Origin of the sequence: uncultured Kordia sp. (assembly GCF_947496985.1) — a bacterium.
Lineage (GTDB): Bacteria > Bacteroidota > Bacteroidia > Flavobacteriales > Flavobacteriaceae > Kordia.
Genome location: NZ_CANMEZ010000002.1, coordinates 490224 through 505811, shown reverse-complemented (window position 1 = coordinate 505811; position 15588 = coordinate 490224). Strand labels below are relative to the sequence as shown.

At 34.8% G+C, this 15588-nt stretch carries 13 protein-coding genes; 12 read left to right on the top strand and 1 reads right to left on the bottom strand.

The window, feature by feature from the left end:
• Genes nrfD through Q0828_RS07165 form a run of 6 tightly spaced genes read left to right on the top strand, consistent with a single transcriptional unit; the run spans window position 1 to window position 6834 of the window.
• Window positions 1–1392, top strand: a complete 1392-nt coding sequence (gene nrfD / locus Q0828_RS07190) for an NrfD/PsrC family molybdoenzyme membrane anchor subunit (protein ID WP_108113223.1) — start codon at window positions 1–3, stop codon at window positions 1390–1392.
• Entirely contained in the window at window positions 1385–1915 is a 531-nt protein-coding gene (locus Q0828_RS07185; protein ID WP_298419033.1) for a DUF3341 domain-containing protein, read from the top strand. Before nrfD ends, Q0828_RS07185 begins: the two co-directional genes overlap by 8 nt.
• 4 nt (window positions 1916–1919) lie before the next feature.
• Window positions 1920–2492, top strand: coding sequence for a cytochrome c (locus tag Q0828_RS07180; RefSeq protein ID WP_298419031.1), 573 nt, complete (start codon window positions 1920–1922; stop codon window positions 2490–2492).
• 28 nt (window positions 2493–2520) lie between these two features.
• Window positions 2521–3903 carry a quinol:cytochrome C oxidoreductase gene (locus Q0828_RS07175; protein ID WP_298419029.1) on the top strand — a complete coding sequence of 461 codons (1383 nt, stop codon included), beginning with the start codon at window positions 2521–2523 and terminating at the stop codon, window positions 3901–3903.
• 26 nt (window positions 3904–3929) lie between these two features.
• Window positions 3930–4997: a cytochrome c oxidase subunit II gene (locus tag Q0828_RS07170; protein WP_298419027.1), complete on the top strand. Its 1068-nt coding sequence runs from the start codon at window positions 3930–3932 to the stop codon at window positions 4995–4997.
• Window positions 4998–5034: 37 nt separating this feature from the next.
• Complete coding sequence (locus tag Q0828_RS07165; RefSeq protein WP_298419025.1) at window positions 5035–6834, top strand: cbb3-type cytochrome c oxidase subunit I; 1800 nt, start codon at window positions 5035–5037, stop codon at window positions 6832–6834.
• Between the two features lie 70 nt (window positions 6835–6904).
• Here Q0828_RS07165 and Q0828_RS07160 read toward each other — a convergent pair whose 3' ends face one another.
• A complete protein-coding gene (locus Q0828_RS07160; protein ID WP_298419022.1) occupies window positions 6905–7102 on the bottom strand; it encodes a hypothetical protein in 198 nt (65 codons plus the stop codon).
• 228 nt (window positions 7103–7330) lie between these two features.
• Between Q0828_RS07160 and ruvB the strand changes: the two genes are divergently transcribed.
• From ruvB to ruvA, 6 genes are all read left to right on the top strand, one after another.
• The gene (gene ruvB / locus Q0828_RS07155; RefSeq protein ID WP_298419018.1) at window positions 7331–8353 is read left to right on the top strand and encodes a Holliday junction branch migration DNA helicase RuvB; all 1023 of its coding nucleotides are present in this window, start codon (window positions 7331–7333) and stop codon (window positions 8351–8353) included.
• 102 nt (window positions 8354–8455) lie between these two features.
• Window positions 8456–9790 (top strand): cytochrome P450, encoded by a 1335-nt coding sequence (locus Q0828_RS07150; protein WP_298419016.1) that lies wholly within the window; start codon window positions 8456–8458, stop codon window positions 9788–9790.
• Window positions 9787–10722 (top strand): tRNA epoxyqueuosine(34) reductase QueG, encoded by a 936-nt coding sequence (gene queG / locus Q0828_RS07145; RefSeq protein WP_298419013.1) that lies wholly within the window; start codon window positions 9787–9789, stop codon window positions 10720–10722. Before Q0828_RS07150 ends, queG begins: the two co-directional genes overlap by 4 nt.
• Before the next feature lie 377 nt (window positions 10723–11099).
• Window positions 11100–12356, top strand: coding sequence for an erythromycin esterase family protein (locus Q0828_RS07140; RefSeq protein WP_298419010.1), 1257 nt, complete (start codon window positions 11100–11102; stop codon window positions 12354–12356).
• A gap of 155 nt (window positions 12357–12511) precedes the next feature.
• A complete protein-coding gene (locus tag Q0828_RS07135; protein WP_298419007.1) occupies window positions 12512–14809 on the top strand; it encodes an NADP-dependent malic enzyme in 2298 nt (765 codons plus the stop codon).
• A gap of 194 nt (window positions 14810–15003) precedes the next feature.
• Window positions 15004–15585 (top strand): Holliday junction branch migration protein RuvA, encoded by a 582-nt coding sequence (ruvA, locus tag Q0828_RS07130; RefSeq protein WP_298419004.1) that lies wholly within the window; start codon window positions 15004–15006, stop codon window positions 15583–15585.
• Window positions 15586–15588 lie beyond the last annotated feature (3 nt).

The window sequence follows — 15588 nt, the reverse complement described above, 5'->3', positions numbered from 1 at the left end:
ATGGCGTCGCATTACGAAGCACCTATAAGAAAACCCTTAGTAACCGGAGACAAATCATATCACGATGTAACTCTTGATATTGTTGCTCCTGTAGAAGGAAAAGCCAACAAGCAATGGTGGATAGTATTTTCTATTGCATTAGTAGCATTCCTTTGGGGAATTGGATGTATTATTTATACAATATCTACTGGTATTGGAGTTTGGGGTCTTAACAAAACAGTTGGTTGGGCTTGGGATATCACAAACTTCGTTTGGTGGGTTGGTATTGGTCACGCAGGGACACTGATTTCTGCTGTACTATTACTTTTCCGTCAGAAGTGGAGAATGGCAATTAACCGTTCTGCGGAAGCAATGACCATTTTCTCAGTAGTACAAGCGGGATTATTCCCAATTATTCACATGGGACGTCCATGGTTAGCATATTGGGTATTACCAATTCCAAACCAATTCGGATCACTATGGGTAAACTTTAACTCACCACTACTTTGGGATGTATTTGCAATCTCTACGTATTTATCTGTATCATTAGTATTCTGGTGGACAGGTTTATTACCAGATTTTGCAATGATTAGAGATAGAGCAGTAAAACCTTTCCAAAAGAAAATATACAGCTTAGTAAGTTTCGGTTGGAGTGGACGTGCTAAAGATTGGCAACGTTTTGAAGAAGTATCATTGGTATTAGCAGGTTTAGCAACACCATTAGTACTTTCTGTACATACGATTGTATCATTTGACTTCGCAACGTCTGTAATACCAGGATGGCATACAACAATATTCCCACCATACTTTGTGGCTGGAGCGATTTTCTCAGGATTTGCCATGGTAAACACCTTATTAATCATCATGCGTAAAGTGTGTAATATGGAAGACTATATCACATTACAACACATCGAATTAATGAACATCGTAATTATGATTACAGGTTCTATTGTTGGGTGTGCATATATCACAGAGTTATTTATTGCTTGGTATTCAGGAGTAGAATACGAACAATACGCATTCTTAAACAGAGCAACTGGTCCTTACTGGTGGGCATATTGGGCAATGATGACATGTAACGTGTTCTCTCCACAATTTATGTGGTCTAAGAAATTAAGAACAAGTATCATGTTCTCTTTTATAATCTCTATTGTTGTAAACATTGGAATGTGGTTTGAACGTTTCGTAATTATCGTAACATCATTACACAGAGATTACCTTCCATCATCATGGACAATGTTCTCACCAACATTTGTAGATATAGGAATATTTATAGGTACGATTGGATTCTTCTTTGTATTGTTCTTACTTTACTCTAGAACATTCCCTGTAATTGCACAGGCAGAAGTAAAATCAATTTTAAAATCATCAGGAGAAAAATATAAAAAACTAAGAGACGGTAACCATGAGTAGTAAAGTAATACAAGCAATGTATACCGATGATGATGTGCTAATGTCAGCAGTGAAAAAAGTACGTCAAGAAAATCATCATATCGAAGAAGTGTATACGCCATTTCCTGTACATGGACTAGACAAAGCTATGGGACTTGAGCCTACGCGACTTGCAATCACAGCATTCATGTATGGATGTGTTGGATTGGCTGTTGCATCAACAATGATGTATTATATCATGATTGTTGACTGGCCACAAAATATTGGAGGAAAGCCAAGTTTTAGTTTTTTAGAAAACATGCCAGCATTCGTGCCAATTATGTTTGAAATGACAGTGTTTTTTGCAGCGCATTTAATGGTAATTACATTTTACATGAGAAGTAAATTGTGGCCATTTAAAGAAGCTGAAAATCCTGATCCAAGAACTACAGATGATCACTTCCTAATGGAAGTCGCAGTTCACGGAGGAAACGAAGATGAATTAACAGCATTGTTGGAAGCAACAGGTGCTACAGAAATTAAAGTCACTGAAAAAAAGCATTAATAAGATGATAAAGAACCTTATAAAAATAGGAGTCGTTTTTGGAGCAGCATTGCTAATGACTTCATGCTTTAATAAATCACAGCCAAACTACCAGTATTTTCCAAATATGTATGAGTCTGTAGGATACGAAGCTTATCAAGAAGTTGATGGAGTTCCTTACGGAGGATTTGAAGGGAAAATGGAAGCGCAACTTCCTGCTGAAGGAAGTGTTAAAAGAGGTTGGTTGCCTTATGAGTATGATAATACAAACGAAGGATACGACACTGCAAAAGCGGAATTACAATCTCCATTAGAAACGAATGAAGAAAACATGGCAGCAGGTAAAGAACTTTACGGAATTTACTGCGCTGTATGTCATGGGAAAAAAGGAGATGGACAAGGAACTTTAGCAAAGCGTGAAAAATTCTTGGGTATTCCTAAATATAACGATCCTGCAAGAGGGATTACTGAAGGAAGTATTTACCACGTAATTATGTATGGTAAAAACAACATGGGATCACACGCTAGTCAATTAAATACACAAGAACGTTGGCAAGTTGTTCAACATGTATTAAAGTTGAAAGCAGATTTAAAATAAGATCAATAAAGAAACAGAATTATATATAATGTATACGTTTTCAAATAGATTAAGACTTTTCGCAATAATTTCCATGGTTCTTGGAATGCTTTTGGTCGTATGGAGTTTTGCTTCTACACCAAGTACAGTAGAAGAAATGAAAGCACAGGAAGCTTCTCATGGTCACGGCGGACATGGAGAAAAAGCTAGTCATGACGATGGTAAAACAGCACATCATGGCGATCAAAAAACAGATGCACATGCAACAGATGCGCACGCAGCAGAAGCTGGTCACCACGATTCAGCAAAGCATGATGAGCATAAATTAACTCAATTAAAAAACAAACCTTGGGCAGCTATATACATAGCAGCATTCTTCTTTATGATGATATCATTAGGAGTATTAGCATTCTATGCTATACAACGTGCAGCGCAAGCAGGATGGTCTCCAGTACTATTTAGAGTAATGGAAGGAATCACAGCTTATATCATTCCTGGTACAATTAGTATCATCATACTATTGATACTTTGTTTGCCAAGTTTACACTTAAATCACTTGTTTCACTGGATGGATCCAGACTTAGTAACACCAGGTCATGACCACTTTGATAAACTTACCTATGGTAAAAAAGGATGGTTAAATCCAACTGGTTTCATTATTAGAGCTGTAATTTATAGTTCAATTTGGATAGCATATCGTGTAATATCAAGAAAGTTATCTTTACGTCAAGATGAATCTAGTGATAATAGTAACTTCAAGAAAAACTTTAGATTAGCAGCTGTATTCTTAGTGTTATTCCTAATCTCTGAATCAATGATGTCTTGGGATTGGATCATGTCTTTCGATCACCACTGGTTTAGTACACTATTTGGATGGTATGTATTTGCAAGTATGTTTGTATCTGGAATCACAGTAATAGCTTTAGTAACGATATATCTTAAATCAAAAGGATTATTACCATATGTAAATGATAGTCACTTACACGATTTAGCAAAATTTATGTTCGGTGTTAGTATATTCTGGACGTACTTATGGTTCTCTCAATTCATGTTAATCTGGTATTCAAACATTCCAGAAGAAGTAACATACTTCATTACACGTATTGAAGACTATAACTTACCATTCTTCGGAATGATAGCATTGAACTTAATATTCCCATTATTGATCTTAATGAATAGTGATTATAAGAGACTTAATTGGATTATAGTAATTGCAGGTGTCGTGATCTTATTTGGTCACTATATTGATGTGTTCAATATGGTAATGCCAGCTACGGTTGGAACGCACTGGTCATTAGGAATGCCAGAAATAGGAGGAGTATTATTCTTCTTAGGACTATTCATATTTGTAGTATTTACTACGCTGACAAAAGCACCATTATTGGCGAAGCGAAATCCGTTTATTGAAGAAAGTAAACAATTTCATTATTAATTAATCTCAAAACAGTATAAAATAAGATGACTACTGGTTTACTAACGTTTATAGTAATTATCCTCATTGCAATCGCAATTTGGCAGCTGACGAAGATTTTTGACTTATCTCAAGCAAAAGCAGATAATTCTCAGGTAGCGAACGACAAGGATAACAATATCAATGGATACCTCATGATGGGATTCTTGATGTTCATATACATTATCACAATAATATGTTTCGTAAAATGGGGTGATTTACCATTAATTGGGAATGCCGCATCCGAACATGGTACTAGTGTTGATACACTAATGATCATATCTATGGTATTGATCTTTTTTGTGCAAACACTTACACAAGCATTACTACACTACTTTGCATTCAAATACAGAGGAAAAGAAGGTCAAAAAGCATTATACTATGCTGATAACGATAAACTAGAATTTATTTGGACTATCATTCCAGTAATTACGTTAGCGGGTTTAATCCTTTACGGATTATTCACGTGGAACGAAATTATGGATGTAAACATGGAAGATGATCCTATCGTAGTAGAATTATATGCACAGCAGTTCAACTGGAAAGCTAGATATGCAGGTGAAGATAATGTGTTAGGAAAGGCCAATGTTCGTTTGATCGATTTAGGTCCTGCAGCAAACATCTTAGGTTTAGATACAGAAGATCCATATGCACAAGATGATATCGTTGTTCAAGAACTACACTTGCCTGTAAATAGAAAAGTAGTATTCAAAATGCGTTCGCAAGATGTACTACACTCAGCATATATGCCACACTTTAGAATGCAGATGAATTGTGTTCCTGGTATGATTACAGAATTTGCAATGAAGCCAACAATGACGACAGAGCAAATGCGTGATACACCAAAAATTACAAACAAGGTAAGACGTATCAATGATATCAGAGCTGCTAAAAGTGAAAAACTATTAGCAGAAGGTGAAGACGCATTGGAAGCTTACGAATTCGATTTCCTTTTACTATGTAATAAAATTTGTGGTGAATCTCACTACAACATGCAAATGAAAGTAATTGTTGAAAGTCAAGAAGACTACGATAAGTGGATTGCAGAACAAGCAACTTTCGGAGGAAAAGAATAATATTAAAAGAAATAATTAAAAGATATAATATATAGATATGTCAGCAACAGCAGTACACGCAGAAGATCACGGACACGACGATCACGGACATCATCATAAAGAGACATTTGTTACTAAATATATATTTAGTCAAGATCACAAAATGATTGCCAAGCAGTACCTAATAACAGGTACAGTAATGGGAGTTATTGGAATCATGATGTCTATATTTTTTCGTATGCAAATTGCATGGCCAAAGGAATCATTTACAATCTTTGAAATATTTTTAGGGAATTGGGCTCCTGGTGGCGTATTAAGTGCAGATAAATACTTAGCTTTAGTTACGATTCATGGTACTATCATGGTATTTTTTGTACTAACAGCAGGACTAAGTGGTACATTTAGTAACTTGCTAATTCCGTTGCAAATTGGAGCACGTGATATGGCTTCAGGATTCTTAAACATGGTATCATACTGGTTATTCTTCATATCAAGTGTAATCATGGTATTGTCTTTATTTGTAGAAGGTGGAGCAGCATCAGCAGGTTGGACAATTTATCCTCCATTGAGTGCCTTACCAGAAGCAATTCCAGGATCAGGATTGGGAATGACACTATGGTTAGTGTCGATGGCAATATTCATTGCATCATCACTACTAGGGTCATTAAACTATATCGTAACGGTAATCAACCTTAGAACAAAAGGAATGTCTATGACAAGATTACCATTAACAATCTGGGCATTCTTTGTAACAGCTATTATTGGTGTTGTATCTTTCCCAGTATTATTATCAGCAGCATTATTATTGATATTTGATAGGAGTTTCGGAACGTCATTCTATCTATCCGATATATTTATACAAGGTGAAGTATTACACTATCAAGGAGGTTCGCCAGTACTATTTGAACATTTATTCTGGTTCTTAGGACACCCTGAAGTATATATTGTATTGCTTCCAGCATTAGGTATTACCTCAGAAATTATAGCCACCAACTCTCGAAAACCAATATTTGGATATCGAGCCATGGTAGCTTCTATCTTGGCAATTGCTTTCTTATCAACAATTGTTTGGGGTCACCACATGTTTATCTCAGGAATGAATCCATTCTTAGGATCTGTATTTACATTTACAACACTATTAATTGCAATACCATCAGCGGTAAAAGCATTTAATTATATCACTACACTCTGGAAAGGAAACTTACAGATGAATCCAGCTATGCTATTCTCTATCGGATTAGTATCAACCTTCATCACAGGAGGTTTAACAGGAATTATACTAGGAGATAGCACACTTGATATCAACGTTCATGATACATACTTTGTAGTAGCGCATTTCCACTTGGTAATGGGTATTTCTGCACTTTATGGAATGTTTGCAGGTGTATATCATTGGTATCCAAGAATGTTTGGTAGAATGATGAACAAAAACTTAGGATATGTTCACTTCTGGGTAACAGCAATCTGTGCATACGGAGTATTTTTCCCAATGCACTTTATCGGAATGGCTGGTTTACCAAGACGTTACTATACAAACTCTGAATTTCCATTATTTGATGACTTAGCAAATGTGAACGTAGTAATTACAATGTTTGCTATCATTGGTGGAATTTTCCAATTAGTATTCCTGTATAACTTCTTCGGAAGTATGTTCTTTGGAAAGAAAGCGCCACAAAACCCATGGAGATCAAACACATTAGAATGGACTGCACCAGTAGAGCATATACACGGAAACTGGCCAGGCAAAATTCCTCATGTGCACCGTTGGGCATACGATTACAGTAAGCCAGGACATGATGATGATTTCGTTCCTCAGAATACACCAATGAAAGATGGTGAAGAGGAGTTGCATCACTAGAAAATAGATACACACATATACAAAGAGTCGTTTAAAATTTAAACGACTCTTTTTTTTTTAAAACAGTTGTTTATAGAGCATGGCAAAACTGTCCTTGCTTTGGTCCGCTACTAAACAAACAGTAATCATTAAAAGGAGGACTTGCGCAATGGCATCCTCGTGGACATAAAACGTTGCATATAAACGGAAACATACCTCCATTAATTTCTCCTTGTGCTTTCTTTGATAAAGATTTTGCACCCTCTAACTGTAAAATGTTTTTTAACATAATTAAATAATTTTTGGTTATACTTAGTATAATAGTATTACTTTTTAAATTGAAATAAAAATCTTACATCTATGTTTTTATAAAAATCGTGATATAATATGATGTTTAAATAATGCAAACTACATAGTCTAAAATCATGATGCTATGGCGTTTTTCTCTTATCTTTGTTATGAAGCTGTTGCATGTTGAAGAAGAAAAGTAGTAGCTTATATTTGAATATAAATCTTTATGAACGAACACTTAAACCCCAATAGCGATAACTACTCGCCAGAAGAATTAGACGTTGAAAAAGCATTAAGACCATTATCCTTTGAAGATTTTACAGGACAAGATCAAGTATTAGAAAATCTACAAGTCTTTGTACAAGCTGCAAATCTGAGAGAAGAAGCATTAGATCATACCTTATTTCATGGTCCTCCTGGATTGGGGAAAACTACCTTAGCGCATATATTAGCAAGCGAATTAGAAGTAAGTATCAAAGTTACTTCTGGTCCAGTTTTAGACAAACCAGGTGATTTAGCAGGATTGTTAACAAATCTTGACGAACGTGATGTATTATTCATTGATGAAATACATCGATTGAGCCCAATAGTAGAAGAATATCTCTATTCGGCAATGGAAGATTACAAAATCGATATCATGATTGAATCAGGTCCAAATGCCAGAACGGTTCAAATCAACTTAAATCCATTTACTTTAGTAGGAGCAACTACGCGTTCAGGATTGCTAACAGCTCCTATGCGCGCACGTTTTGGAATTGCGAGCCGATTACAATACTATTCAACAGAATTGCTTTCTACAATAGTGCAGCGAAGTGCACAAATCTTAAATGTTCCAATTAGTATGGAAGCTGCTATAGAAATTGCAGGAAGAAGTCGTGGAACACCTCGTATCGCAAATGCATTATTGCGCAGAGTGCGTGATTTTGCGCAAATTAAAGGAAATGGTAGTATTGATATCGAAATAGCGCGTTACAGCTTAAAAGCATTAAATGTAGATGCGTATGGATTAGATGAAATGGACAATAGAATTCTATCTACAATCATAGATAAATTCAAAGGTGGACCAGTTGGAATCACAACATTGGCAACTGCAGTTTCTGAAAGTGGAGAAACGATTGAAGAAGTATACGAGCCATTTCTTATTCAACAAGGATTCATTATCAGAACACCAAGAGGAAGAGAAGTTACGGAACTTGCATACAAACACCTAGGAAGAATCAAAGGTGCAACTCAAGGCGGACTTTTTTAGGAATTATAAATACTGAACCTTTAAATGTAAAAGTGTTTTTTAAATAACCAATGTAAGTTTAATTTAAAGGATATTAAGCCATAATTCAATACCTAACAACCTATGTATAAATATCCAAATAGAATTCCTTTCCTAAAATTGTTATCTAGATCTTCGTCGATTACACGAAATCCGATTCCGTTTCACAAAGAAGGTTTTGATAAACATGGGGATTCATTTTCAATAAAAGCACCATTTGCAAAAACGGTCATGCTAACACGCGATGCCGAAATTACAAAGCACATTCTGCGAAAAAATCATCGAAACTATAACAAATCTAAAATTCAAACAAAATACTTATCTAAGTATGTTGGAAAAGGTTTGTTAACGGCGAGTGGTGATTATTGGTTAAAACAACGCAGGCTCATTCAACCAGCATTTCATAAAGAAAAACTACAAAAGTTAGTTGCTATTATGGAAGGTGAAATTGAAAAGCAATTAGAAACTATTCAAGAAAACAAAACAATAGATTTATATCCAATTATGAACCAACTGGCGTTTCATGTGGTGGCAAAATCATTGTTTAATTATTCTTCGGACGACAATACAATGCATCGTTTGCAAGAAATCATTGAAAAATTACAAGACTTTATTATTCGCGAAATTCGTCAGCCACACAAAAAATGGTGGTATCAAATAAGTGGTTTGGTTGCGAAACATATGGCGTTAGTCAATGAAAGTAGAGCTATTATTAACAAAGTAATAGATGAACGTCGTTTGTCAAAAGAACAGCACGACGATTTATTAGATATGTTATTAGAGGCTAAATATGAAGATGATGAAACTTCCATGACTAATGAGCAATTAATTGACGAAATTTTAATCTTCTTTGTTGCTGGACATGAAACAACCGCAAATGCATTAACATTTACGTTTCATTTATTAGCCAGTAATCCAGAAATACTGAAAAAAGCAGTTGCTGAAGTAGATATGGTGGATGACAACTTACCACACATGGAAAAGTTGAGTAAGTTAAACTATGTAAAAAACTGCGTAGAAGAATCTATGCGATTATATCCACCAGCGTGGATTACTGACAGAGTAGCGATTGAAGATGATTCTTTTGCAGAATTCAATATTGAAAAAGGAACCATGATTGGTATTTCATTTTATGAATTACATCGAAATAAAAAATATTGGGATAATCCAGATGCGTTTATACCAGAACGTTTCTCTGATGAAAATCGTAAAAAAACAGCCGGACACTACTTTCCATTTGGTGCAGGTCCAAGAATGTGTATCGGAAATGGTTTTGCATTATATGAAATGATGTTATCTGTAAATTCGGTATTGAAAAAATATCATATAGAAACAGATCAAACAGACATAGAAGTTGCGCCATTAATCACATTAAAACCAATAGATCTACAACTAAAATTTACAAAGCGTACTTTTTGAGTGTAAAAGCAACACATACCAAACTTATCAAAGAAGAAGCGAAACGCTTAGGGTTTCTATCGTGCGGAATTTCAAAAACTGAATTTTTAGAAGAAGAAGCACCACGATTAGAAGCTTGGCTCAATAAAAACATGCATGGCGAAATGAGTTATATGGAAAACCATTTCGACAAAAGATTAGATCCAACAAAATTAGTTGACGATTCCAAATCAGTAGTCTCATTACTTTTAAACTACTTTCCTTCAGAAATACAACAAGATACTGAAGCGCCAAAAATATCTAAATATGCCTACGGAACAGACTATCATTTTGTCATCAAAGACAAATTAAAACACTTACTAAACTTCATTCAGGATGAAATAGGGGAAGTTTCAGGACGTGCTTTTGTGGATTCGGCACCGGTATTAGACAAAGCTTGGGCAGCAAAAAGTGGTTTGGGTTGGATTGGAAAACATAGCAACTTGCTTACGCAAAAAGTTGGCTCGTTCTACTTTATTGCAGAATTGATCATAGATTTAGAATTAGACTATGATGCGCCAGTAACGGATCATTGTGGAAGCTGTACAGCGTGTATAGACGCTTGTCCTACGCAAGCCATTGTAGAACCGTATGTGGTAGATGGAAGTAAATGTATCTCATATTTTACCATCGAACTAAAAAATGAAATTCCAATACATATGCATGGGCAATTTGATGATTGGATGTTTGGTTGTGATGTTTGTCAAGATGTATGTCCATGGAATCGTTTCTCAAAACCGCATAACGAACCCTTGTTCAATCCACATCCAGAATTACTTTCCATGAGTAAAAAAGATTGGGAAGAAATCACGCAAGAAGTATTCAGTCAAATCTTTAAAAAATCTGCGGTAAAACGAACAAAATATACAGGTTTAATTCGGAACATTAATTTCTTAGACAAAAACAAAACCTAAAGTAAACTATAGAAGGAATAGGAGTTTTGAATCTATATTGACCTCAGAACAAACAATTATTTAGAGAAATGTGGGGAGGTTTAGCGTTGATGTTGCTTGAAGCTGAAAAAAGAAAAGGAGATGTGAAAACAAATCAATCTCAAAAAATGATATATAAAAGTACCTATTGGCGATCAATTCATCCCCTAAAAGACAACCTCATGTAGTTAAAACCACTGTTAAAAAAGTTTATGAAGTAATCAGTGATATTGTAAAAAACTTCAAATACATATTAAGTGCTGAAAATGTTAAAAATCTTTAGGTTATTTGACTTTGGATAAGATTGTTGTAGCTTTAATACTAACTAAATGTATAGTGGCTTCAGTAAAAAAATCAAAATGAAAAATACAGATCACTTATTTTTTTCAATACTAATCACCGTAATTTCATTTACTTCAGTAAGTGCGCAAATACTATCAAAAAAGAATATAGCCTACATTAAAGAAAATGCTAAAAACATAGCTGTAGATACAAACTATGTAGCTGGACATTGGGAACCAGTTTTAGAACAAGTAAAAGACAAAAGAATTGTGCTTCTTGGAGAATTGAATCACGGAGTAAAAGAAAATTTTATAGTACGTAATGACTTGATAAAATTTTTATACAAAAAAGCTGGTTTTGATGTAATTCTGTTTGAAGCAGGTATAGGAGAAGTTTTTGTGGTTGATTCGTGCAAAAGCAAATTGCATGCTAAAACAATGACGTATAGCTTAATTTGGCAATGGCAAAATCAAGAGATTTTGGACTTATTCTCATTTGTAAAATCAAATAACATTTCAGTTGCAGGCTTTGATATTCAAAGAGGTTTTGGAGGTTTTTTTGATAAAATATTTATAGAAGAAAGTCGCAAAAAAAACATTGATACATTGCTGTATAAAAATATAGAAAATCAATTCATTGGATTAAAAAAAGAGCTGGCAAATAGAAAAACAGTCTATGAAAATGTTTTAGATAAGACCATGGAAATGATAGTTGCGTATCAAAAGATCCATGCTTTGTTACAACCTGAAAATAATAAAGGTTTCATTACGAAAGAACTAGCATTTACATTAAAAACAATTGAAAATCGTATCGATTTCCTGAGATACATGTTGCAGTTTGCTAAAGATAAAAATTACAATAAAAGATGGGAAGCTAGAGATCTTGGTATGGCAAATAATGTGAAATGGTTAATTGAAAATATCTATAAGAATAGAAAAATAATCATTATTGCTCATAATTTTCACATATCTAATCATAACGAACAAGAAGAAGTAATGGGGGAATTTTTGAAGCGAGAATTAGGTGATGAAATGTATAGTATAGGTGCGTTTATTGGTGCTGGGACATATTGGCAAAGTGGAAAGGAAAATAAATTCAAACCAATCAATGAATCAAAATTAGATATAAAACACATCATAAAAACACTAAGCGGACGTGTTCATTTCATAGATGTGCCAACTAAAATATCGCATGATGGAAAATGGCTTCAAGAAAAAATCTTAGTAAATGATTCTTTTCTAAATCTTAGTGGAAGCAATGAGTTAATCATATCAAAATGGTTTGATGGAATCATTCTTATTGATAAATCCACAATTCCAACAAAATATCAATAATTCTATCTTTAAGAAAAAGAGTGTTTTCAATGGTTAACGTTAAATAAAATCAAAGAAATCAGATTAAATTTTTTCCTTTAGTTTCAGACATTTAAATTTGCAAATTCATATTGCCTACAATTGACAAACGAGCCAAGGCGATGAAACCCATCCATATGAGTAATACAGAACGTAAAAGGAGAGAAGCGCTAATATACCACGCAAAACCACAACCAGGAAAAATTAAGGTGGTTCCTACCAAAAGATATTCTACCCAACGTGATCTATCATTAGCCTATTCGCCTGGTGTTGCGGAGCCTTGTTTAGAAATAGAAAAAGACAAAAAGAACGTTTACAAATACACAACTAAAGGAAACTTAGTAGCAGTAATATCAAACGGAACGGCTGTATTAGGTTTAGGAGATATTGGTCCGGAAGCTTCAAAACCTGTGATGGAAGGAAAAGGATTGCTCTTTAAAATATTTGCAGATATTGACGTATTTGACATTGAAGTGGATACGAAAGATGTAGACAAGTTCATCGAAACGGTTAAAAATATAGCGCCAACTTTTGGAGGCATAAATCTAGAAGACATCAAAGCACCAGAAGCTTTTGAAATAGAGCGCCGATTAATAGAAGAATTAGATATTCCTGTAATGCATGATGATCAGCATGGGACAGCAATTATCTCTTCTGCAGCATTAATCAATGCCTTAGAATTAGCAGGTAAAAAAATTGAAAATGTACGTTTTGCAGTTTCAGGAGCTGGTTCGGCAGCGGTTTCATGTATGAATTTATATGTGGCGCTTGGCGCAAAACTGGAAAACATCGCAATGTTTGATGCAGACGGTTTGTTGCATAAAGGTAGAACAGATTTATCGCCGATGCAAGCGCGTTTTAGAACAGATAAACACTATGATTCATTAGCGGATGCTATGAAAAATGCAGATGTGTTTTTAGGACTTTCAGTAGGAAATATAGTGTCGCAAGATATGTTACGCTCAATGGCAGATAACCCAATTGTATTTGCTATGGCAAATCCGACACCTGAAATCTCATATGAGGAAGCTATTACTTCGCGTGAAGATATCATCATGGCTACAGGACGGTCAGATCATCCAAATCAAGTAAACAATGTACTTGGTTTTCCATTTATATTTCGAGGAGCTTTAGATGTAAGAGCTACCAAAATTAACGAAGCTATGAAAATGGCAGCAGTAAAAGCATTGGCAGAATTAGCCAAAGAACCTGTGCCAGAACAAGTAAACATTGCTTACGGAGAAACAAAGCTAAACTTTGGAAAAGATTACATTATTCCAAAACCATTTGATCCAAGACTAATTGCAAAAATTCCGCCAGCTATTGCTAAAGCCGCAATGGAATCTGGAGTAGCAACAGAACCTATAGAAGATTGGGCACGTTACGAAGATGAACTCTTGCACCGTTTAGGAGCTGATAATAAAATCATTCGTCTATTGCACAAAAGAGCACGTACAAATCCAAAACGAATTGTATTTGCAGAAGCAGACTATTTAGATGTGTTAAAAGCTGCGCAATATGTGTATGATGAAGGTATTGCAATTCCTATCTTATTAGGGAACGAAAAAACAATTCGTGAACTACGTGCAGAATTAGAATTTGATGGCGATGTAGAAATCATTGATCCTAAAAGTGATGAACAAACGGAACGCAGAGAACAATTTGCGAAAATATATTGGGAATCCAGAAAACGTAAAGGTGTTACGATAATTGATGCACAAAAGAAAATGCGCGAACGTAACTACTTTGCAGGGATGTTAGTGAATGATGGATATGCTGACGGGTTAATCTCAGGATATTCAAGAAGTTATCCAACAGTTGTAAAACCAATGTTAGAATTAATTGGAACAGCTAACGGAGTGAAAAAAGTAGCGACAACAAATCTTATGATCACGGAACGTGGACCAATGTTTTTGTCTGATACTTCTATCAATATTGATCCTTCGGCACGCGAATTGGCAAAAATTGCACAAATGACAGCCTTAACTGTAAAAATGTTTGGACTTGAGCCAAATATTGCCATGCTATCCTATTCAAACTTTGGTTCTTCAGAACATGAACGTGCTAAAAAAGTAAGTGAAGCAGTTGATTACTTACACAAATACTATCCTGACATCAACGTAGATGGAGCTGTGCAATCAGATTTTGCTTTAAACAGAGAAATGTTATCAGAAAAATTTCCATTCTCAAAATTGGCAGGAAAAGAAGTAAATACACTTGTATTTCCAAACTTAGATGCAGCAAATATTACTTATAAGCTTATGAAAGAGCTAAATAAGGCAGATTCTATTGGGCCAATAATGCTAGGAATGAGCAAGCCAGTACACATTATACAATTAGGAGCAAGCGTTGACGAAATGATAAATATGGCGGCTGTTGTAGTGGTGGATGCACAGGAAAAAGAAAAATGGCAACAGCGAAAAGAAGAATCTTAAAAGCCTTTAGTATACTAAAATGATATATTAAAGTCTGAAAATTATTAGGAAAACTACCTAAAAGGAAGCTCGTGAGCTATGTATAAGGAGTTCGCATAAAATATAGAGGCAAGTCTCGGAGCATTTTAAACCTCGATTATCGAGTAAATGTGAATAAATTTATTACATTTGGGACTTTAACTAGCTACAAATAAATGATTACTCACATACAAGGGAAACTCGTAGAGAAAAATCCAACGGATGTCGTGATAGAGTGTAATGGAGTGGGATATTTCATCAATATTTCATTAACGACGTATTCTCAAATCCCGAATCAAGAAAATATAAAGCTATTCACACATTTACATGTGCGTGAAGATTCGCAAACACTTTATGGATTTTTCCAAAAAAGTGAGCGTGCTATCTTTCGTTTATTAATCTCTGTTTCAGGTATTGGAACAAGTACTGCACGTACCATGTTATCTTCCTTAACTTCTGAAAAAATATGCGAAGCTATTGGTTCAGGAGATGTAGCAACTATTCAAAGTGTAAAAGGAATCGGAGCCAAAACAGCGCAACGTGTCATCATAGAATTAAAAGATAAAGTCTTAAAATTATACGATCTTGAAGAAGTTTCAATGTCTCAGAGCAATACAAACAAAGAAGAAACGTTATCTGCTTTGGAAGTATTAGGTTTTGCAAGAAAACAATCTGAAAGAATCCTCGATAAAATAATTAAAGAAATGCCAAATGGAAGTGTTGAAGAATTGATCAAATTGGCATTAAAAAACTTATAAGTA